This window comes from Candidatus Arthromitus sp. SFB-turkey (genome assembly GCF_001655775.1).
Classification (GTDB): domain Bacteria; phylum Bacillota; class Clostridia; order Clostridiales; family Clostridiaceae; genus Dwaynesavagella; species Dwaynesavagella gallinarum.
Genome location: NZ_LXFF01000016.1, coordinates 76,748 through 100,143, shown reverse-complemented (window position 1 = coordinate 100,143; position 23,396 = coordinate 76,748). Strand labels below are relative to the sequence as shown.

General features: G+C 26.3%; 23 protein-coding genes. 6 read left to right on the top strand and 17 right to left on the bottom strand.

From position 1 onward, the window contains the following. Positions 1–106: 106 nt before the first annotated feature. From A6P36_RS03120 to A6P36_RS03060, 13 genes are all read right to left on the bottom strand, one after another. Positions 107–1,468 carry a sensor histidine kinase gene (locus A6P36_RS03120; protein WP_066760886.1) on the bottom strand — a complete coding sequence of 454 codons (1,362 nt, stop codon included), beginning with the start codon at positions 1,466–1,468 and terminating at the stop codon, positions 107–109. After that, a complete protein-coding gene (locus A6P36_RS03115) occupies positions 1,468–2,130 on the bottom strand; it encodes a response regulator transcription factor (RefSeq protein WP_066760884.1) in 663 nt (220 codons plus the stop codon). Before A6P36_RS03115 ends, A6P36_RS03120 begins: the two co-directional genes overlap by 1 nt. 110 nt (positions 2,131–2,240) lie before the next feature. Continuing rightward, positions 2,241–2,594, bottom strand: a complete 354-nt coding sequence (locus A6P36_RS03110; RefSeq protein WP_066760881.1) for a PepSY domain-containing protein — start codon at positions 2,592–2,594, stop codon at positions 2,241–2,243. Positions 2,595–2,667: 73 nt separating this feature from the next. Then, entirely contained in the window at positions 2,668–3,618 is a 951-nt protein-coding gene (locus tag A6P36_RS03105; RefSeq protein WP_066760880.1) for a PepSY domain-containing protein, read from the bottom strand. A gap of 630 nt (positions 3,619–4,248) precedes the next feature. Further along, the gene (locus A6P36_RS03100; RefSeq protein WP_066760878.1) at positions 4,249–7,581 is read right to left on the bottom strand and encodes a GH36-type glycosyl hydrolase domain-containing protein; all 3,333 of its coding nucleotides are present in this window, start codon (positions 7,579–7,581) and stop codon (positions 4,249–4,251) included. Positions 7,582–7,679: 98 nt separating this feature from the next. Continuing rightward, entirely contained in the window at positions 7,680–8,231 is a 552-nt protein-coding gene (locus A6P36_RS03095; protein WP_066760876.1) for a hypothetical protein, read from the bottom strand. Positions 8,232–8,372: 141 nt separating this feature from the next. Beyond that, entirely contained in the window at positions 8,373–8,879 is a 507-nt protein-coding gene (locus A6P36_RS03090) for an ATP:cob(I)alamin adenosyltransferase (protein ID WP_082917586.1), read from the bottom strand. An 18-nt stretch (positions 8,880–8,897) separates the two neighbouring features. Continuing rightward, positions 8,898–9,578, bottom strand: coding sequence for a DNA/RNA nuclease SfsA (gene sfsA / locus A6P36_RS03085; protein WP_066760874.1), 681 nt, complete (start codon positions 9,576–9,578; stop codon positions 8,898–8,900). A 3-nt stretch (positions 9,579–9,581) separates the two neighbouring features. Beyond that, a complete protein-coding gene (locus A6P36_RS03080; protein WP_066760872.1) occupies positions 9,582–11,288 on the bottom strand; it encodes an ABC transporter ATP-binding protein in 1,707 nt (568 codons plus the stop codon). A gap of 136 nt (positions 11,289–11,424) precedes the next feature. Continuing rightward, entirely contained in the window at positions 11,425–12,393 is a 969-nt protein-coding gene (locus A6P36_RS03075; RefSeq protein ID WP_066760870.1) for a siderophore ABC transporter substrate-binding protein, read from the bottom strand. A 12-nt stretch (positions 12,394–12,405) separates the two neighbouring features. After that, entirely contained in the window at positions 12,406–13,161 is a 756-nt protein-coding gene (locus tag A6P36_RS03070) for an iron ABC transporter ATP-binding protein (RefSeq protein WP_066760868.1), read from the bottom strand. After that, a complete protein-coding gene (locus A6P36_RS03065; RefSeq protein WP_369815414.1) occupies positions 13,155–14,090 on the bottom strand; it encodes an iron chelate uptake ABC transporter family permease subunit in 936 nt (311 codons plus the stop codon). Before A6P36_RS03065 ends, A6P36_RS03070 begins: the two co-directional genes overlap by 7 nt. A 25-nt stretch (positions 14,091–14,115) precedes the next feature. Continuing rightward, positions 14,116–15,069, bottom strand: a complete 954-nt coding sequence (locus A6P36_RS03060) for an ABC transporter permease (RefSeq protein ID WP_066760864.1) — start codon at positions 15,067–15,069, stop codon at positions 14,116–14,118. A 226-nt stretch (positions 15,070–15,295) separates the two neighbouring features. Here A6P36_RS03060 and A6P36_RS03055 point away from each other — a divergent pair, with 226 nt between their 5' ends. Beyond that, on the top strand, positions 15,296–16,072 hold the full coding sequence (locus tag A6P36_RS03055; RefSeq protein ID WP_066760862.1) for a GH25 family lysozyme: 777 nt from the start codon (positions 15,296–15,298) through the stop codon (positions 16,070–16,072). A gap of 91 nt (positions 16,073–16,163) precedes the next feature. Here the strand turns inward: A6P36_RS03055 and A6P36_RS03050 are convergent, their stop codons facing one another. From A6P36_RS03050 to A6P36_RS08350, 4 genes are all read right to left on the bottom strand, one after another. Continuing rightward, positions 16,164–17,096: a cation:proton antiporter domain-containing protein gene (locus A6P36_RS03050; RefSeq protein WP_242861640.1), complete on the bottom strand. Its 933-nt coding sequence runs from the start codon at positions 17,094–17,096 to the stop codon at positions 16,164–16,166. 26 nt (positions 17,097–17,122) lie between these two features. After that, entirely contained in the window at positions 17,123–17,365 is a 243-nt protein-coding gene (locus A6P36_RS08205) for a hypothetical protein (RefSeq protein ID WP_197487213.1), read from the bottom strand. Positions 17,366–17,461: 96 nt separating this feature from the next. Then, the gene (locus A6P36_RS08355; protein WP_242861639.1) at positions 17,462–17,884 is read right to left on the bottom strand and encodes a TraX family protein; all 423 of its coding nucleotides are present in this window, start codon (positions 17,882–17,884) and stop codon (positions 17,462–17,464) included. Then, positions 17,865–18,200 carry a hypothetical protein gene (locus A6P36_RS08350; RefSeq protein ID WP_242861638.1) on the bottom strand — a complete coding sequence of 112 codons (336 nt, stop codon included), beginning with the start codon at positions 18,198–18,200 and terminating at the stop codon, positions 17,865–17,867. Before A6P36_RS08350 ends, A6P36_RS08355 begins: the two co-directional genes overlap by 20 nt. 187 nt (positions 18,201–18,387) lie before the next feature. Between A6P36_RS08350 and A6P36_RS03040 the strand changes: the two genes are divergently transcribed. The 5 genes from A6P36_RS03040 to A6P36_RS03020 are packed head-to-tail and all read left to right on the top strand — an operon-like array spanning position 18,388 to position 23,338. After that, positions 18,388–19,341 (top strand): ABC transporter substrate-binding protein, encoded by a 954-nt coding sequence (locus tag A6P36_RS03040; RefSeq protein ID WP_066760860.1) that lies wholly within the window; start codon positions 18,388–18,390, stop codon positions 19,339–19,341. Between the two features lies 1 nt (position 19,342). Then, a complete protein-coding gene (locus A6P36_RS03035) occupies positions 19,343–20,323 on the top strand; it encodes a FecCD family ABC transporter permease (RefSeq protein ID WP_066760858.1) in 981 nt (326 codons plus the stop codon). Further along, positions 20,324–21,337, top strand: coding sequence for a FecCD family ABC transporter permease (locus A6P36_RS03030; RefSeq protein ID WP_066760856.1), 1,014 nt, complete (start codon positions 20,324–20,326; stop codon positions 21,335–21,337). Then, positions 21,334–22,122 carry an ABC transporter ATP-binding protein gene (locus A6P36_RS03025; RefSeq protein ID WP_066760855.1) on the top strand — a complete coding sequence of 263 codons (789 nt, stop codon included), beginning with the start codon at positions 21,334–21,336 and terminating at the stop codon, positions 22,120–22,122. The genes A6P36_RS03030 and A6P36_RS03025 overlap by 4 nt, the downstream gene beginning before the upstream one ends. Beyond that, the gene (locus tag A6P36_RS03020; RefSeq protein ID WP_066760854.1) at positions 22,112–23,338 is read left to right on the top strand and encodes an MFS transporter; all 1,227 of its coding nucleotides are present in this window, start codon (positions 22,112–22,114) and stop codon (positions 23,336–23,338) included. Before A6P36_RS03025 ends, A6P36_RS03020 begins: the two co-directional genes overlap by 11 nt. Positions 23,339–23,396 lie beyond the last annotated feature (58 nt).

Below are 23,396 nucleotides of genomic sequence, written 5' to 3'. Positions count from 1 at the left end.
TTTCACCCCATAATTTATCATACTTAAACAATTTCATATTTTCAATTTCATTATACTACTACTTTTACATAAAAAAATAATGGTGTCTTTAAAAACACCATTATTTTTATTTTTGAAAAGAAACTACTACTTCCGTAGAAACTCCAAACTCACTCTTAATTTCTAATTTTCCTCTATATAATTTTACAAGTTGAGATGCTATAGATAAACCTATACCAAAACTATTATTATATTTACGTGATTTATCAACTCTATAAAATTTATCAGTAACTTTACCTATCTCTTCTTTTTTGATTCCAATTCCATTATCTTTAATAGAAATATATACTTGAAATTCATCTTCATAAGTTTTAATTTTAATAATCTTGAGCTCCTTATCACAATATTTTATTGCATTATCTATAAAAATTATAATAAGTTGTTTTAAATGCTCCTTAGAAATTTTAAAATAAACTTCTCCATCTCGTTCAAATTCAAACCTAACCTCATGTTTTAATACATCAAATCCGTAAATTAACTCCTCAATAACTCCATTAATATCAATACTTTTACTAATTAAATTTTCTTTTACCTCATTCTCCATTTTTGTTAAATACAACAAATCATTTACAAGTTTTATAAGTCTCTCAATTTCATCTGAAGCAATTTTCAAAGATTTATCTAAAGTATCTTTATCATTCTTTCCCCATCTATTAAGCATTCGTAAATGACCCTTTAAGATAGTAAGAGGAGTTCTTAATTCATGAGAAGCATCCTGAACAAATTGTTTTTGAAGATTAAAAGATTTTTCAACTTCATCCATCATAGAGTTAAACACAATTCCAATTTCATCAAATTCATCTCTAGGATTTGTTATATTAACCCTATCTGAAACTCCTCCATTTTTAACATTTTCCATTGTAGATTTAAGAATTTTGATTCTATTTAAAAATTTTCTTGAAATATATATACCAGCAATTAAACTCAATAAAACTATAATTAATACACAAGTTAACATTATAGGTACTACATTATCAACAAAGTCTTCATATATTTCAATTTCTTTCTCCATGTAAATATAATTCTTATATCCTCTTAAATAAATAGGTCCATGCAAAATAATTTTACCATCACTATCTATACTTCTAGATTCAATAAACACTTCAAAAGGAGCATCAGTTTTATATATAAGCTCAGGCACATTATCCGTTATAAAAATAATTTCCTTATTTTCATTATAAATAACAAGATCTAAATCCATTAAATCAAAAGTTCTAAGATAACTAACATAATCAATATTATCTATATCAAAAAATATTGCAATCTGATCATATATAGCTCTTACATTATCTTTTTCTTGATCAAAAATCCACACCTTCACTAAAAAAAAATGTGCTAAATATGTTACTATAAATATTCCTATCATTATAACAAAGGTAATAATCGACATTTGCCAAAAAGTAGATAATCGATTAAATATAGTTTTCATTACCTTACCACATATCCAATCCCACGTACTGTTTGGATATAATCATAATTTTGTAACTTTGAACGTAAATGTCTTATATAAACATCTACAATATTATTTTCTCCATCATAATCATATCCCCAAATATTTTCTATAAGATAATCTCTAGTTAATACTTTGTTTTGATTTTTCACTAAATAAACTAACAATTCATATTCCTTTGTTGTCAAATTAATTAATTTACCATTACACTCAACAGTTCTAGATTCTATATTTATAATAATATCTTTAAACTCCATAACATTTTGATTTTCAATATTATTACTACTTCTTCTAAGAATTGCTTCAATACGAGCAATAAGTTCTTCTATTGCAAAAGGTTTTACAACATAATCATCTGCTCCCATTTGAAAACCTGAAACTTTATCCATTACACTATCTCTTGCAGTTAGCATTATTATTGGAGTTGTTTTAAGTTTTCTAATTCTTCTACAAATTTCTATTCCATTTAAAGTTGGAAGCATCAAATCAAGTAATACTAAATGATAGTCTTCACTAAGTGCTTTATGGAGTCCCTCTTTACCATCGTAACAATTCTCAACCTCATATCCTTCATAAGTTAATTCCATTTTTATAAAAGAAGCTATATTTTCTTCATCTTCTATAACAAGTATTTTATACATAAATACTCTCCTAAATTAATCAAAATATTTATTACAATTATAACATAAGTCCAATTAAAAGCTTAAAATTTTATAAAAAAAAGGTTAGTATAAACTAACCTTTCTACCTATTAATCCCAATCGTAATAACGTCCATTTTTCCATTGTCCTTCATAGTCAACATCTGTTATATATCCATACTCAGTAATTTCAACCTTAACTACCACTCCATCTCTCATTCTAATTGTATACTCATATTCCCTAACGCCATCATCATAATCTCTCTTTACACGTTGAACTGTTCCTGGGAATCTTTCTAAAACTATAGTCCTTAATTGTTTCTCTGTTTTCCTAGTAGCAGCCTCAGCTACTACTGCTGTACCTGTATCTCCAGAAATTGTTGAAAAAACTCCAAATATTCCTGAAAGCATTAATGATGCTGATAAAATTCCTACTAATTTTTTCAAACCTTTTTTATTATTCATAATTAAAACCTCCCTTAAATTTTAAAATAATACGTTTATTAAATCAATAATTTTGAATTCTTAAGCTCTACTTCTAATCCCAATAGTAATAATCATCTTCATAATCTATATCAGTTATATATCCATTTGCTAATATTTCCACTTCAACTATTGCACCAAAATTTGTTTTTATTATATATTTATACTCAATCATTCCATCATCCCAATCTTGATAGAAATGTAAAACTGTTCCTGGTACTTGTCCCAAAACTATTTGCCTTAACTCTGCTTCAGACTTTTGTCCTGTTCCATAATTTGGGATCGGTGCTGGTGGTACATATGTCTCCGAAACCTGAGCTTCCGTAACAGATGTATTAACTTCTGCTACTGTTCCAGAATTATGGTCTGTAATTGTAGTACCAACTACTTCTGGTGTCGAGAAAAAAACAGGTCTTAAAGCGTAATCATAAAAATCAAAATCATCTTCACGCTCAACTTTTATAACTGTTCCTGTCTCTGTTTCAACATCCACCTCAAATATTCCACCCATATTCGCTTGAATCATAAATTCATATACAAATTTTCCACGTTCAACATCTTGTTTATGAGCTAAAACTTTTCCTGAAACTCTTGCTAAAGCTATCTCTTGAGCCTGTTCAAAAGAAAATTTAACAGTAAATAAATCTTTATTTATAAATCTATTTCCTTGTTCATCATAATCATAATCTATATCCCAAACTTTTCCATTTGAAGCAACAAGTTCTACCTCTCTTTGAATTCCATTTTTATCTATAATTTTAAATTCTACGATTCTTCCAACCATCATATCATAATCATATTTTGTTTTAATAATATTTCCTGGAACAATTTGTAGAGCTTTTTGTTTAAGTTGCCCTAATGATAACTCATTTTGTTGTTCAACTGTAACTGTTTGAGTCGCACCAACCACCAAAGAAGTATCAGAACTACCTTGTGTATTAAAAATCCCAAAAAGTAATGCCACCGAAAATATACATGCCGCTATCCTAATTCTACTATTCTTCATAATTTTTTCCTCCAAATAATAAATCAATCTTAATTTAAATGTCATGATTTATCATATTTAAATTATATACAAAATAAACTAGACTTTCTTTAAATTCAGATTAATATCACATAAAACTTAAATTAAAAAATTTTAATCTTAAAAGCTTCCATTACATATACATAGCTACATAGCTATTTTTTAACATTTCCTATACAATTGTATGTGTTTAAAAATTTCACAATCTTTGAGTTTTAAAAAAATCAATTTCCTATCTATTAATTTTATTTTTAAAATAAATAAAAGCATGTAAAAATTAAATAATAACTATATAAATTATTTTCTATTAAAATTCACTTATCTATAAAATTACAAAACACTATATTCAGTTATATTTCCTCCAAAATATTTATAAACACAACTATAGTTACAACTATAAAAATTGATGTATCAGATATATCAATTACACAAACTTAGGAAATCCAAACTTTTTTATCTTTATCTATATCTAAAGAATGATTAAAAAAATCCTTTTGCATAGAAAAATTACTTCAAAAATATTTTTAAAATACTTCTTTCTCGAAAATAATTTGTATTTCTTTATAGATAAAACAAAAAACTTCACAACAAATCATTGTGAAGTTTAAAACTTTAAATCATTATTATCTCAATAATATTTTCTTTATTTTTCAACTTATCTTTTAAAATACTCTTAGAAATAGATTTAAAATTATTTCTATAAATATTTTCTTCGTTAATTGTCTCAATCTCTTCCCCATTTAAAATAATTTTTTCAGTCCTAGTTCCACCATTTAGTTTGTAAATAATTTTAACATCCTTATTTAAAATCTTATATCTTAACTTCAAATCATTAAAACTTTTTGGAATTATAGGGTCAAATATTATCCGATCACCCATTTCTCTAATTCCTAGTACGTTTGTTATTATTTGATTTATATAGATTCCTGGACCACTTGAATATATTCTCCAACCACTTTTAACATTTACACTACCTTTTTTCAATTTTAAAAAATTCTCTTGAAAATCATATCTTGTTTTAAAATCTCCATCTGAACTAGAAAAATAACAATTACTCTGTCTATAACTTGCATTTTTAACACTTTCATCAATTTTTATAGGATTAATTTTAAACAATGCATCCCAAACTTTTTCAGCTTTAGAAAGTTTACACATGGCTTCAATAAATCTAATATGTGCATGAACATATTGAAGAGAAATTTCACGTCCAACATTTGATGCTCTTTCTGCCCTTTTAAAAATTTTAGAAATTCCACCATTATATTTAGGTGTATTACTCATAAGTCTAACACCATCACTAAAGGTTAAATGCTCTTCAATTAATTTTTCATTTATTTCTGCTTGATTTAAATCAACCATTTCAGAAATTATACTTCTTGTCAATGGTAACAATCTATAGTTTATACCTGTTTTAAAATCTAATGGATGAATTATATATTCAATACTTTCATTTTCATCTAAATAAATAAATCCACTTATAACATTGTTTTTTATTGCAAAATTTAAAAAGTCTTTTTTAATTCCATGAAAAATATGTTCAAGTTCATTCTTTAATTCTTTAACATCTATAACCTCATATAATTTTTTTATAGCTTCATAAGCAAGTGCCATAGTCCAAGTTGAAACTAATCTTTGTTTTAATAAATCATTTATAGGTTGAAGGGTATCATCCCAATCCCCACCTTCATAACTAATCAAATAAGTTTCTTTTATAAATCTTCCTTTAATAGAGTCTATTGCTCTTTTTATATGTTCAAAAATTGTTTCATCACTAGTTATTTCACAATTTGGAAAACTTCTATAACAACATTTTTCATTAAATATAGACTTATCACCAGTAACTAAAACGTATTCAGATATTACTTTAATTGGCCAAAATATAATATCACCATGAGAATCATCTTGTTGCATATTATATTTATCAAACATAAACCACTGTGGCCATTCTCCTGTTTCTTTAAATTGATGTGAAAATACTTTTAAAATAATTTCTCTTACAATCTTATAATTATTTGTTGCCATAAAAAATTCAATTGCACCTTGACAAACATCTCTTGTTCCCCAAGCTGCCCCACCTGATTGTTCAAGTCCATGAGGTGATGCAAAATGGATTAGTGCATTATGAGCATAAAAATAGATAATTTCATTTAATTTATCTAAATCATATTTTAAATTTTCACTTTCAATTTTAAATCCATTAACTAAATCAAAATAAAAATTATTAAATTTCTCTCTTTCTTCATCAAAGCTTGTAATACTTTTATTAACTTCATTTTCAAAAGAACCTGAAATCGATAATTTAAAATCTTTTGTACTATAAATTTTAAGAGTCATAAGAGTTTTATTTCTTGAAACATTATCTTCAAAAAAAACTCTATCATCACTTAAATCAAACTTACAATTACTCAAACTTAATTCATAAAAAATATTTGGATATGTATTTTTAAAAAATGAATTTAATTGAGGTTCAATTTTAATGCTATCTCCACTTGAAGATACATTACATGAATTTTCAAATTCATTTTCTCCCATAACAAGCTGATTTGTTATTATAAACTCATATTTTATATTATTTTGAGATTCAACTTCTAAAAATATTTTTGGAGAATCAAATAAAGTATAAGTTTTTATAATCAAAATATCATCTTTAATTTTGTAATACCATTTTGAAAAATTTAATCCCATTTCATAAATTCCAGCCAAAGTTAATAATCGAAATTTCTCATCAATTTTTATATAAATACGTTGACCTGTATTTTTCAAAACATTTAAAAGACCCCTATTTACAGAAATCATTTTATTTAAACTTATGTTGCCTAAAACAATTTGAGCATTAAAAACTCCAAACATATAATTTGTTGAAGATATAATTTCTGTACTTAACCTATCTTTATAAATTCCATTTATTATAATATTCCCATGAGGTCTTTCACATAGAAGCTCCTTTTCTTGTAAAACAACATGAGAATGATTTTCTGTAAAAAATGATAATAACTCTCCTTCTTTGTATTCCTCAAATTTTTTCAATTTATATATTTCATCTATTTCACTTTTAGAAAATTTTTCAGATGACAAAGACGTACCAAATTCATTTTTAATTTTAACTCTATTTAATTCTTTAAAATTATTTTTTACATTTCTAAGCTCCTCAAAATAATTTCTTACCTCATGAAAATATTTTAAATTTTTAATTGAAGTATCATAATTTTCTTTGAATAATCCATAAAAAACAACATTTTTATGTTTATTTAATTTCATTTTTTCAGTTTGCATTGCAACATATGATAATTCAAATTGATAATTCTCTTTTGAAAGATTTTTATCCAATAAAAATGGTACATCTGTTAATTTATATTCTTGTGAAAAAAATTGCATTTGATCAGTTGAATATGAAATTATTTTAGAATTTAAACATCCATGTTCAACATAGGGAAATTTTCCATTTTGATCTTGATTTTGTCTTGAACACACAACATACCCATTTTCACTTTCCAAAATTTTGTGATCTATGTACTGACTTGTATATAATTCATTTGTAATACAAGCTTTTTTATTAGCTATACTTATATCTTGACAATATAAAATATCAAATTCATAATCATTTCCATAAACATCGATTTCATAAAACCAAATATTTTTATTCAAAAGAGTGAATCTAATTTTATAATTTAAATCTTCCTCTACTCCTTCAAATAAAATAGAATTTTCATCATAAAAAATTTTACTATTTGATTTTACACCAAGTAAAGGAATAGCTTTTACTAAATCTTTTTTATATAAACGCAAATAAATATTATTTAAAGACCCTTCTTTTTCCGTTCCATTAAACATATTTATCATAATTTCATTAGACAAAATTTCAAATATATCCCCAGTTTCTAGAAACTTAAAAATAGTACCATCTTTTTCAAATGTAATAAACTTAAAATCAGGTTTAAGTATCATAAAAATACTCCTTTTAAAAATACATTTTCAAATATTTTTCTCTTTAATCAATTATTTATGTAAATAAAAAAGCAAGCCTAACAATAAACTTGCTAATTTTATCTTTTAATAGTAATCGAAGATGTTTGTTTTCCCATCTCATCAAATGTTGTAGTAGTTACAGTAGAACCACTTCTTACTTCCCTATTAGTAACCACTTTCCCATTACCACCAATCCATTCTGTTGTTAACTTTCCACCACTTCTATCGCTTTTCAATACCAATTCTCCATTGGAGTATGTTTCTGTATACGACCCTCCAGAATTAGTTTTCACTCTATGTTCAAATCCATTTGATGATTTCTTTATTTGAAATAATCCATCTGATCCATCTTTAAGAGGTATAGCACTGTTCTTTTGATTTACTGCAGTATTTAAAACCCTTATTTTACTTCTATCACCTTGCTTATAATAATTTGTTTTTCTATAAGCAGCTGTATTTACAGTTGAAGTTGTTGAAACATTACTTACTCTAGAAGCTGAACTTGTTCCTCTTCTTAATAAATTTGATAACGCCGATCTTGCTCCACTTAAAAATCCAGCCTTAGCTTCTTCACCTTTACCCGTTGAAACACAAATAACTTGTATACCACAAACAACAGCAGATAGCAAAGCTAATTTTTTTATATTATTTTTTTCATAATATCACCTCGATAAAACAACACTTAAAACTTTTTTCGTATTCGAAAATTAAAAACTTAAGTAAGAAAACTTTTTTACAATAAAAAAAGTATCTATTCTTAAAATAGATACTTAATAATTTTTACTTATAAATTCCTTTTCGGCTATTCCCTCATCTTTATTAAACTTTATTGCAAGTGCAAAAAAATATCCTGACAAAAGATTAAAGAAATTAAATAATATGTTATCAAATTCATTTCCATTTTGCTTATGTCTATATAAAAGTCTAACAACAGATTTAAATTTTGAACGTATTACATGACAATACCCCGAACAAATACCACCTTGAGGTATAACAAATCTTTTAACCAAATTTTCATTTTCACTTTTATAAAAAATATATCTCTCATAAACCCAATCTAAATCATCTTGTGTAACACTAACAAAAGTTCTAAGTGATGGATTCAAATGATAAACTAATTCATTTATTTTTTCAAGTTCATCTCTTAAATAATTTTGATTCACAAATGCCCTTAAAAGTCCAATCATACTTGCAAGTTCATCAGTCAAAATTTCAAAATCACATTTTAAATCACTAGGATCATCATATAAAAAAGGATAAGCTATATATTTTTTCAAAAAAATCACCTTCCAAAACTAAATTAAAACTTTTACACTATCTTTAATATAAATTTCATCTTTTAAAACTACCGAATCAAATGCAAGTATGTTTACCCCATTATTTTTACAAAATGATAATGTATCACCAAATTCTTTATGTGTTTCATAATTAGGAGTAAAATATTTTACTCCTTCCATTTGTACAATAAAAATAACATAAGCCTCATACCCTTCTTCTCTAGCAGAAACCAATTCTTTTAAATGCTTTACTCCCCTAGAGGTTGGAGCATCTGGAAACAAAACAACACCCTCATTTTCTAAAGTTACACCTTTTATTTCAATAAAAGCTTTTTTATCTTCATATTCAACATAAAAATCAAATCTAGAATTTTTATAGAAAACTTCACTTTTAAAAACTTTTATATCTTTAAATAAATTTCCTAATTTTACCCATTCACTAAACATTTTGTTAGGAACTTGACTATCAATATTAATTAATCTATTTCCCTTATAAACACTTATTAAATCAAATTTTGTCTTTCTAATTTTAGAATCAAATTCTTGAACAAAAACTTTACATCCTTTAACTAAAATTTCCTTACATCTTCCTGTATTCTTTACATGACAAACTTCTACTTTCCCATCAACATCAATATGAGCTATAAACCTATTAACTCTTTCTATAAAAATTCCTTCCTTAATATTTGCATATTTCATAAACTACACCTTATCATAAAGTTTTTTATATTCACCATCAATATTAATCAATTCTTCATGAGTTCCCCTTTCAATAATACCTTCTTTACCCATTAAAATTATTTCATCAGCATTTTTAATTGTTGAAAGTCTATGAGCAACAACTATGTTTGTCCTACCTTTAGATAATTCTTCAAGTGATTCTTGTATTTCTCTCTCTGTTACATTATCCAGTGCAGAAGTTGCCTCATCTAAAATCATTATTTTAGGATTTTTCAAAAATACTCTAGCAATTGATATTCTTTGTTTTTGTCCTCCAGACAATTTTAATCCTCTTTCTCCAACAAACGTATCATATCCATCACTAAGCCCAATTATAAAATCATGTATACTTGCTTTTTTACAAGCACCAATTATTTCTTCATCACTTGCATCTGGATTTCCAATTATTATGTTATCTTTAATTGTTCCTGTAAATAAAAACACCTCTTGAGAAACAACTCCAATGTTTTGACGAAGAGATTCTAGTGTTACATCTTTTATACTTGTACCATCAATTTTTATATCCCCTTCACTAAAATCATAAAATCTAGGAATAAGACTACAAATTGTTGTTTTACCACCTCCAGATGGTCCAACCAAAGCAATTGTTTTTCCAGCTTCAATTGATAAATTAAAATTCTTTAATACATAATCATTAGACTCTTCATATTTAAAACTTAAGTTTTGTATTTCTATATTCCCAGACACATTTTCTAAAATTTTAGCGTTCTTAGATTCTTTTTCAATTTCTGTATTTAAAAGTTCATCAAATCTTTGAAAACCACTCATTCCATTTTGAAGTTGCTCTGTGAAATTAATTAATTTTCTAATTGGTTGAATAAACATTTTTACATAAAGAACATAAGCAACAAAATCTCCCACAGTTATGTGTCCCATAAATGTAAAATAAGCCGACGCTATTAAAACTAAAAGTTCCAAAATATCAACTAAAAAATATGTTCCTGAAAAAAATTCTCCCATTTTTTTGTAAGCTTCTTCTCTTGCTTTTTTAAACAACACATTTGTTTTTTCAAATTTATTAAGTTCACTTTTTTCATTTACAAAAGATTTTGTAACTCTAATTCCTGAAATAGAATTTTCAATAACAGCGTTAACATCTCCAGTTTTTATTCTCGTCTCTCTAAATGCTTTACTCATTTTTTTCCTTTTAAGTATTGCGAAAATTACAATAAATGGTACAAATGAAAAAATTATAATAGTAAGTTTTACATTTATCACTACCAAAAATGAAAATGAACCAACTAACATTACAAGTGATACAAATAAATCTTCAGGTCCATGATGTGCAAGTTCTGAAACTTCCATTAAATCATTTACGATTCTAGACATTATACTTCCCGTTTTATTATCGCTGAAATATTTATTTGGAAGTTTTTGAAGATGTGTAAATACTTTTCTTCTCATATCTCCTTGCATTCTCACACCAACAACATGTCCATAATATTGCATAAAATAATTCAATCCTGCTTTAACCGAAAATATAAAAAATAAAACTAATGAAAAAATTATAAGCATTCTTATATTTTTGTTAGGGACAACATCATTTATTATATTTCTTGTAATCAAAGGATAAACAAGATCAATTAATGCAACCAAAAAAGCTGCTAAAAGATCCATAAAAAAAAGTTTTTTATATGGCGCATAATAACTTATAAATTTTTTTAACATATATTTTTTCCTTCCAACTAACATAAATTATTTTTTATTTTCTACAAACTTAATAAAAAAACTACACCAAAGCGATGTAGTTTTTTAATACAATAAATTATATTATACAAATAATTTAGAAATTTACTACCATTTTTTATTTAGGATTATTCTTAATAAAATCCCAAATATCATTTAACATAGTTTCTGTAGAACTAAATCCTCCTGCAATTGTATACCATGATTGAGAATCCATATATAATATTCTTCCATTTTTATAGGCATCAGTCGATTTTATCAAATCATTATCCAAAATAGATTGTGCTGTCCCTTCATTTCCTAAAGCTGCTCCTCTATCTATAACAAATATATAATCTGGATTTTTATCTACAATATACTCAAATGATATTTGTTGACCATGTGTACTAATTTCAATACTTTCATCTACTGGTTTAAATCCTAACTCATTATATATTAAACCATATCTTGAGCCAACACCATAAGTACTTAATGCACCTTCATTTACCATTATTGTCAAAGCATTTAATTGATTAGCAGTTACAAAATCATTTATCTCTTTTATTTTATTATCAATTTCTTCTAACTTTTTAGATTGGATTTCTTGATTTCCAAATATTGTTGATAAAGTTTCTACGTTTCTTTTAAAATCTTCCATATATTTTCCACCATCTATACTTAATAATAATGTAGGTGCTATTTCTGAAAATTTATCATACATATCGGCTTGTCTACCACTTATTATTATTAAATCTGGTTTCAATGCATTTATAGATTCAAAATCTGGCTCTTTCAGCCCTCCTAAATCCACGTACTTTTCATCTGAATACTTTGAAGAAAATCTATTAGGAAGACTTTCTTTAGGCAATCCAGCTATTTCTATTCCCATACTATCTAAAATATCTAAAACTCCATAATCAAAAGTAACTATTACTTTTGGATCTTTTTTCACCTCAACTGTACCATTTTGATCTGTTACAGTTACCATTTCTACTTTATCAGTTGCAGATACTGTACTATTTGCTTCACTTCCACATGAAACAATAACTCCCATAAATAATCCCATAAATATTAATGATAAAAAACTTTTCAATCCTCTTCTACTCATAAAATTTCCTTTCTAATAATAAATACTAATTTTCCTTCCATTTATATTTTGGACATCAAATTCCATCTGATATATTTCTTCAAGAGTATTTTTGTTTATCATTTCATCTGTTGTACCCTTCTTAACAATAGAACCATCTTTAAAAGCGACAACATAATCTGAATAACATGATGCAAAATTTATATCATGCATAACAATAACTATTGTCTTACCCAAATCATCACATAATTTCCTAAGAACTTTCATCATTTGAACAGAATTACTCATATCCAAATTATTTAGAGGTTCGTCAAGAAAAATATACTCCGTTCCTTGAGCAATAACCATAGCTATAAAAGCTCTCTGCCTTTGCCCTCCACTCAACTCATCTAAATATTTATCCTGAATATCTTCAAGTCTCATGTATTCAATGGCTTCAGATATATATTTTTCATCCTCACTTTTTAATCTTCCTTTAGAATATGGAAATCTTCCAAAACTAACAAGTTCACGTATAGTTAATCTCAAATTTATGTTATTTGATTGCTTTAATATGGAAATTTTTTTAGACAATTCATTTTTTCCATAATTTTCAATAACCTTGTTTTCCAAATAAACTTCTCCACATTGTCTATCTATAAGTCTAGTTATTATAGATAACAATGTACTTTTACCTGCACCGTTAGGCCCTACAAAAGATGTTATTTTACCCTTTTCTATTTTCAAAGAAACATCATTAACAACTTTTTTATTCCCATATAGCTTTGATATATTTTTAACTTCTAACATGTTTTACTCTCCTTCAACAATAGATACATAAAATAAACTCCACCAATTAAATTAATAACAACACTAACAGGAGTTTGAATTTTTAATATTCTCTCTAATAAAAGTTGTCCAAATATCAAAGTAAAAACACTAATCAAAACACAAAATATTATCAAATAAAAATGCTTATAAGTTTTTATAACTTGTCTTGTTACATTAACAACCAACAATCCTAAAAAGGTAATTGGTCCAACTAAAGCAGTAGCTATTGAGGTTAATATAGCAATTACTATAAAAAATTTTTTAACTAACCTGTCATAATCTACTCCTAAATTTATAGCATGATCTCTTCCTAAACTCATCACATCTAAATATTTCATATCTTTAAATATAAACATTCCGATAATTAAAATCATTATCAATGCAAAAATCAAAATATCAACATTAATATTACTAAAACTTGCAAACAATTTATTTTGTAAAGTTAAATATTCATTTGGATCTATAACAATTTGCATAAACTTTGACAAACTACTAAACAACGTACCTAATATTATCCCCACTAAAACAATCAAAATAACATTAGATTTTTCCTTCTTAAACAAAATGTTATATAAAAATGTTGAAATCAAAACCATCAAAGCAACACAAATCAAAAAATTTAATTTTTTACTTACTATGAACAAATGAGTAGATCCAAACAAAAAAACTATAGTTGTTTGTATTAAAACATAAAACGAATCAAGTCCCATTACATTAGGAGTCAACAACCTATTATCAGTAGTAGTTTGAAACAAAATTGTTGAAAATGCTATTAATGAACCTGTAAAAATTATTGCAATTAATTTAGGTACACGTTGAGATAACGCATAACTTAAATTTCCTTTATGAATTCCCAAAGTTAAAAACAATATTGATGATATTAAAATTAAAACTATAAAAATAAATATAACTTTAATATAATTTGCATTTTTACTATGCAGCACGTGAATTCCTCCTTAATACAATGAAGAGAAATATTACGCTTCCAATAACACCTACCATAACTCCTATAGGCAACTCATACGGATAAATAATAACTCGTCCAATTATGTCACAAATTAAAACAAATAAAGCTCCAATTATTCCCGTATAAAATATATTTCCTTTCATATTATCTCCCTTAAAATAAGAAACCAAATTAGGAACTATCAAACCTATAAACGGTATACTACCAACAGTTACAACAACAGTCACCGTTACTAACGAAACAATAATAAGCCCAATATTAACTATACTTTCATAATTTAATCCCAAATTTTTTGCAAAATCTTTTCCCATTCCTGCAACCGTAAATTTATTTGCATAAAAAATCGTAATAACCATGAGCGGTATACTCAAATACAACAACTCATAATTTCCCTTAAGAACCATTGAAAAATTTCCTTGAGTCCAAGAACTTACACTCTGTAACAAATCAAATTTATATCCTAAAAACGTTGTCATTGATCCGATAACATTCCCGAACATTATTCCAACCAAAGGAACAAACACTGCATTTTTTATCTTTATATTTCTTAAAAATATCATAAAAATAAATGTACCTATCAAAGCAAATACAAACGATATTATACTTTTTTCCATTAATCCAGCACTTGGAAAAAGTATAATTGCAACAATCATTCCTAATTGAGCAGAATCTATTGTAGCTCCAGTTGTTGGCGATACAAATTTATTTTGACTTATCTGTTGCATTATAAGTCCACAAACACTCATCCCGACACCCGCAACTAAAATGCTTACTAATCTTGGAACTCTACTTATGAGAAATATCTGCAAGCTTTGAGCATTTCCTTTTAATACATCAATAAAAGTTATCGATTTAGCTCCCAAAAATAATGAAACCACTGACAATATGATTAACACCAAAAATAAAAGTATTTTTTTCATAACCACTTTCCCAAATAAGTTAAATTATTTAAAACAAATAATAAATTGATAGTAATTATCATTTCTTTTGATAGTTAAAATAATATCACTATTTTAACTGTTTGTCTAGTTTTTTTGATAATTGATATCAATCTGTTAAAAAAATTTTTTATATAACACACTCCAAATAAAAAAACATATGATATTCCAATTTACAGATATTTCAAAAATAATAAGGAGATTCACTATGATAAAAAAAGGTATTGATGTTTCTGTTTGGGATGGTAATATTGATTTTAATGCAGTAAAGGCAAATGGAATTGATTTTGTCATTATAAGAGCTGGATATGGTTCACACTCAAGTGGAATTGATAAATTATTTGAACAAAACTATTATAGAGCTAAAAAAGCAAATTTAAATGTTGGAGCATATTGGTATTCATACGCTAAATCAACTAAGGATGCACTTCTCGAGGCTAATACTTGTATGAATGCTATAAAAGGAAAACAATTTGACTATCCAATATATTTAGATGTGGAAGAACCTTACTTCTTTACCAATGGAAAAGAATTTTGTGATAGCATTATTACAACTTTTTGTAATGAACTTGAAAAATATAAATATTTCACAGGCTTTTATATGTCGTTAGATTATTTAAAAGAATATGTATCCCCAACTGTTTCATCTCGTTATAGCGTATGGGTTGCAGACTATGCAAATAAATTAAATTACAATGGACCTTATGGAATATGGCAATATACTTCAAATGGATCTGTAAATGGAATTCAAAATAATTGTGATTTAGATTACGGATATGTAGATTTCCCTTCAATAATTATGAAAGGTGGATTTAATGGATATCTCTCTTCAAATAATACACCTCCAAGTTCAGATATAGATAGCATTGCAAGAGAAGTAATAGACGGTAAATGGGAAAATGGAGAAGAACGCAAAAAACGACTCACTGCTGCTGGATATAATTATAATGAAGTTCAAAAACGTGTAAATGAGCTACTTCAATAAAATTTAAGTCTACTATAAGTTTTATAGTAGACTTTTTTGTTTAAAATTTATGTTTAAATATTAAAAATCCTATCAGATAATAGGAAAATTTTTACGAACCATCATTTAAAAGTTTTGTTGATGTAAGTTTTATTCCTATAGCTCCAATTGGTGCTGTTATTAAAACACTAAGAATTGAAATAGCTTGCATTATATCTCCATATAAAACTCCTGCTTGAAGTGGTATCCCAGCTTTTGCTGATTGAACCGTTGCTTTTGGTAAATACGCAATAACACAAAACATTTTTTCTTTTAAGGTTAAATCTGTACCAATTAAAGATAAAATCACCCCAAAAGATCTAAAGGTTAAAGATATTATAAGTATTATTACTCCAACCAAAAAATATTTTCCAACTAAAAATGGATTAATTGCCATTCCAACAAAAGCAAATAAATATAACTTTCCATACTTCCAAATAATATTCATTTTATTTTGAATATCTTTTGATATTTCTTCTGCGAATGTTCTTAAGCAAAATCCATAAACCATAATAGCCAGTAGTGAATTAAATATTTCTATGTGAAATGAATTTTCAACCCATCTCATTCCTAAACAACTCCCAAAACATAATACAACTTTTAAAATATTTGATTTTAAAAATTTAAAAATACATTTAGTCGTGAGAGAAATTAAAAATCCTATTATTATGCTTAAAATTATGGATAATGGAATTGTTAAAAGCTCTGATAAAATTGAGGTTTTTTCCCCTCCTATTTTTGAAAAATATAATGACATAAATGTTGTAAAAAATGTAATCGCAACCGTATCATCAGCAGATGATCCAACAAGAAGCATCTTCGGAATTGCTTTTTTCTCCCCAATTTTTCTCTCTATTAAATAAACCATAGATGGAATTAAAACAGCTGGGCTAACAGCTGCTATTATAAATCCAAGAATTCCTCCCTGAATAAATGAAAATTTTAAAAATACCATAGACAAAATTGCTATGGTAAATCCTTCGATTATTGCAGGAATAACGCTCAATAAAATTGCAGGCCTTCCAATTTTTTTTATATCATTAAGACTAATTCCAAGTCCTCAATAAAAAGTACAGTAACTAACGCAATATCTTTTATATAGGAAGAAATATTTAAAATTACTTTAGGAACAAAATTTAAAAATGAAGGTCCAATAATCATTCCAAAAATAATCATTCCTATTAAAGATGGAAGTTTAAATTTTTCAAATACTTTTCCAAAATAATTAGATAAAACTCCAATTAAAATTAATCCAACTATAATAATTAAAATCATTTACTACTCCTGTAAAATTCTTCTTTAATTAACATAACTATAAATTTTGAAATATAAACAAAATTACTCTAATACAAAACACTTTAAAAAATATTTTTAAACTACTAAAATTTCAATTAACTTAATAATCCATAAATGCAGTGGATAAAAAACATAAAAGAAGTATTTACTGAATTTAGAATTATTTCCTCTTTCTCCATTGTACAAGTAAATAAAAGGTATAACCAATATAAATAACCAATCGCTATTATACAATAACATTAATAATGTTTCTTTGAAGGAATCATATGAAACATAGGAAAAAATTAATATTAAAATTGAATACAGTACATACAAAATATTTCTAATCATTTCTCTGTTTCTTAAAAAGTATGTTATAAGCATAAATGGAATTATTATTTGTCCACCTTCTGTAAAAATTAATCCTAAAAACCCAATCAAACATCCCAAAATTAACTTTAAAAATTTTAAAATTCCTTCCACTTCAAAACAAAAAATATTAATTACTAAAACTCCCATATCCCATAAACAATGTTAAAAAAATATTATTATAAATGTAAACTCCCTTACTTTTAAATAAAAAATTCAAACATATATTTCCAATAAACATTATCATAGCACTTATAAACAATCTCAAATTACATTTCACACGACTTCTAGTGTGTAAAATACCTTCAACTGCCATATATGCAAACCATACTCCCACACATCTACTTACTGCATGTATTACTAATTTCCAAGTAGAAGAAATAGCTCCAGGAATAAAAGAAATATGATCAAATAACATCAAAATTATCATAAATGTTTTCAATTGAAATACATTAAACTTTTTCACCTTAAATCACCCCTTAAAAATTTATTATAAACAAACATTTTCTCATAAAATATTTATTTTTGTTAACTTATACTTACATTTTTGTTAGATTTGTAAAAAGTTATTATTATTGCAAAGAAAAATCTCCTTTGCTATAATACGAACCAAAGTTTATAGTAAAAATTTTTTAAGGAGGTTTACCAATTTAATGAGAATTTTTTCAAAGATGAAATATATTTTTCTATCATTTTTAATTATTGTTTTATTTGGATGTTCAAATTCAAACACTGTAAATGATAATGATTCTAATTCTCTTATGACAGAAACAATAACAATAACAGATTCAGTTGGACAAGTTGAAATTCCAAAAGATCCGCAAAGAATTGTTGATCTAAGTGGGAACAGTGATATTTTAAGCATACTTGGATACTCAGTAATAGGTACTGCAAATTCAGATGCATATGATTATACAAAACTTCCATCTTACCTTGAAGATACTCTTAAAGATGCAAAAATTTTAGGATATAGTCTTCAAGATACAGTTGATATTGAAATCGTATTAGAATTAAATCCTGATTTAATTTTCATATCTAAAACACAAGAGAAAGTATACGAACAATTAAAAAATATAGCTCCAACAGTTATGATTGAATTAGAACAAATAGATTGGAAACAAGATTTACATAAATTAGCTGAAATTTTAAATAAACAAGATGTGGCTAACGAATGGATTTCTCAATACGAAAAAAATGCACAACAAAAAGGGGAAGAAATCAAAAATACTTACGGAGAAAATACAACTTATCTTGCACTTCTCGCTAGTGGTGGACAACTTTTTGTATTTGATGCCGCAGGAATAGGAAGTATTTTATACGATGACATGGGTTTATCAAAACCACAAAATTTACCTGAACAAACAAATATAAGTTTGCCAGTTATTAGTTACGAAGGTTTATCTGAAATAGATTCTGATTATTTAATTTTAGTTGGTACAGATACAGATGTTGAAAATTTAAAACAAAGTCCTATATATCAAAATCTACGCTCTGTAAAAAATGGAAATGTAATAGAACTTCCTTCAAGTCCGTACTTCAACATGGGATATAGTTGCATTGGAAGAAATATTTTTGTTAACGAATTTCCTTCACTAATGGAGAAATAATATGAAACTAAAATTATCTATATTGACTGTAATAGGAATACTCATACTTTTTTTAGGAATCTTGGCTTCAATTAATATTGGAGCCAAAAATATTCCCCCAAATGAAATTTACAATGCAATATTTTTTTATGATGGTTCTTTAAATGCACAATTAATTCTTAACGTACGTATACCACGTGTTTTATGTGCAGCATTAACCGGAGGAATGCTTGCATTAAGTGGAGCTATGATTCAAGGCATAATGCGTAATCCAATTGCTGATCCTTCAATAATGGGAATTACTCAAGGAGCCGCTCTAACAATATCACTCTCTAGTATTTTTCCAATATTTGGTGGAATTTATAGTAATTTTTTTATGGCACTTATTGGAGCATCAATAAGTGGCATACTAATTTTTTTATTTGCAATCAATACTTCTAATCAAAATATTTCTAAAGTTTTACTTGCAAGTACTGCCATAAGTACATTATTTTTATCCTTAGCATCTATGATTGCACTTCTTAAAAACAAATCTCAGGAGTTAGCTTTTTGGATAGCTGGAACATTTAATCAAAGTGGATGGATACAAGTTTTATTTTTAATTGTAATTGGTGGAATTTTTTGTATTGCATCCTTTTTTATGTGTAAAAATTTAAACTTATTAAATCTAGGAGACGAATCTGCTACAGGTCTTGGAATTTCTCCCTCAAAAATAAAATTAAAAACAATAATCTTTTTAATTCCTATTTGTGCAGTTTGTGTAGCAACTGCTGGCAACATTAGTTTTGTAGGATTATTTGTTCCTCACATCATCAGAAAAATAATAGGAAACAATTATAAAAATATAGTACCTCTATCATTTTTATATGGAAGTATTCTTTTAACCTTTGCAGACATTCTCTCTAGAACAATCTTAGCACCATATGAACTTCCAATAGGATTATTCACAACTTTAATTGGTGTACCAATATTTTTATTACTTGTTAGAAAGGAGAACAATTAAATGAAAAAATCAAAAATAATTCTATTGTCTTCCACAATTCTCCTTATAACATTAGTTTTTATATCTTTAAGTATTGGCAATTATAAACTTACTTTTCATGAAATAATTCAAACGCTTTTAGGCAACGGAACCTCTGCTCAAAATTTTGCCATCTATCAATTAAGACTTCCAAGAATCATACTAGCTATTGTTGTTGCATTTGCTTTGAGTTTTTCTGGTGGAATTCTTCAAACAATTACAAAAAATCCTTTAGCAGAACCTGGAGTTATAGGTATAAACACAGGAGCTGCATTATTTGTTGTAATTTTAATTTCATCTAAAAGCACCGCCTATTATTCAAAATTATCATTATCAACAACTCTCCTAATACCCATAGTTGCAATAGTTGGTGCAATGTCTTCAATATTATTGATATACATTTTTGCATATAAAAAAGATTTTCACCCAATACGTTTTATTTTAGCTGGAATTGGTATAAATGCAGGATTTTCTGCCCTAATATCTTTTTATCAATTAAGCATATCAAAAGGAGACTATAATCAAGTTTTAACATGGATAAGCGGAAGTTTATGGGGAAGCAATTGGAATTATATTTTACTAACATTTCCTATAATACTACTCTTAATTATAATTACTTTAATTAAAAGTAAAACTTTAGACGTCATTATTCTTGGTGATGAATTATCTTATGGAATTGGTGTAAATGTACAGAAAGAAATAATATTTTTCTTGATAACTTCTTCATTTCTAGCTGCACTTGCAACATCTGTTGCAGGAAATATTGCATTTTTAGGATTTTTAGGTCCACAAATTGCAAAAAAAATTGTTGGAAATTCTCATAACATTATGCTTCCATTATCTGGTATCATTAGCTCAATAATATTGATAATTTCAGACGCTATTGCTAAAAATTTATTTTCTCCTATCGAAATTCCAATAGGAATTATTGTATCAATTTTAGGTGTGCCGTACTTTATATTTTTAATTATAAAAAATAGGAGGTTAAGTCAATGAGTATAGATATACATAATCTTCAAATAGCATACAACGATAAAATTATAATTCCTTGTGCAAATTTAAAAATACCAGAAAATAAAATAACAATACTAATTGGACCAAATGGATGTGGTAAATCAACATTATTAAAATCTATTATGAAAATTATTCCAATTAAAAAAGGAAAAATTTTTTTAAATGGAATAAATACTAAAAATTTATCTCAAAAAAAACTTGCGCAAAAAATTGCTCTTCTTCCTCAATCTCCAACCATTCCTGATGGAATTAACGTGAAAAATTTAGTTGCGTACGGACGATTTCCTCACCAAAAACTTTTATCTGGATTAACAAAACAAGATTACGATATAATAGATTGGGCAATTGAAGAAACTGGAATTTCTGAATTAAAAAATAGAAGTGTTGAAAAATTATCTGGCGGACAAAGACAAAGAGTTTGGATAGCTCTTGCTCTTGCTCAAAAAACAGATATTTTAATTTTAGATGAACCTACAACATATCTTGATATGGCTCATCAACTTGAAATTTTAGAATTGCTTCAAAAACTCAACAAAGAAAATAAAATGACTATATTAATGGTACTTCACGAATTAAATCACGCATCAAAATTTGCTGATAATATTGTTGGAATGAAAAAAGGAAATATTATTTTTGAAGGATCACCAAATGACGTAATTAATACTGAAAATCTCAAGAAACTTTACGAAATTGAAGCAACATTAATTAAAGATAAAAAGAAAGGATATCCAATTTGTATGGATTACTCAATAATTAATGAAAACTAATCGAAATTTTACATTAATATTATTTGGACAAATTATAAGTTTATTTGGAAATTCAATACAAAGATTTTCACTTTCTTTGTACATATTAGATCTTACAGGCAACGCATCAATATATGGAAATATTTTAGCTTTATCAATTTTACCATACATTTTTTTAGCTCCTATTGCTGGAATCATAGCAGATAATTACAACAAAAAATACATGATGATTATACTTGATGTAGTATCTGGAATTTTGCTTTTATTATTTTATACCTGCTTAATTTACGACATTAAATCTGTGATAATAATAGCTCTTGTTATGATATTACTGTCTGCAATTTCATCGTGCTATAATCCAGTAGTTACTGCATGTATACCACAAGTTGTACAACCTGAAAATTTACATATTGCAAATAGTTATGTAAGTCAAGTAAACTCTTGGTCTAATATTCTTGGTCCTGTTTTAGGTGGAGTCTTTTATGGATTATTCGGAATCAAAATTATTATAATTTTCAATGCAATAAGTTTTTTATTCTCCGCAATTCTTGAATATTTTATCAAAATTCCAAAGACAGAAAAACCACAGAAAAAATCTTTAAATTTAATATCTTCATATTCTCACATGATAAATACTTGGAAAATTTTACGCAAAAAACATATTACAACTTCAGGAATAATTTTATCATATTGCATGTACAACATCTGTATCGTTCCAATTAATTCAATATTGCTACCAACTATTATGAATTTATATTTTAATATTTCGTCCAAAGTTTACGGAATAATTGAAGGAATTATTGCTGGAGGAATGCTCTTTAGTGGTTTTTTAATTACGTTAAAACCAAAATGGTTCAATTTTAAGATTCACTATAAATGGAATTATTTAATGCCTATTTCAATTTTATTTATGGGAACATTGCTTTTAATAATTCCTAAACACTTTTTAAATATAATTACAATAACTTTAGGTGGAATAATTATAATGTTTTGTTTGGGTATCGGAAACATTATAACTCTTACTTACATTCAAACTTCTGTTCCATCAAAAATACTTGGAAGTGTTAGCGCCCTATCAACTGCAGTTGCAACAGCTTCTGTTCCTGTTGGTCAAGTAATTTTTGGATATTTAATGGAAAGTAATATAAACATAGGTACTATTTTAATTTTTTCCAGTATAATCTCTTTACTCGTATGTAATTACGTAAAATGGAACATAAAAAGAGATGAACTTTAATTTTAAAATATAAAAAGAATGGATAACAAAATATTTTGTTATCCATTTTCAATTTATT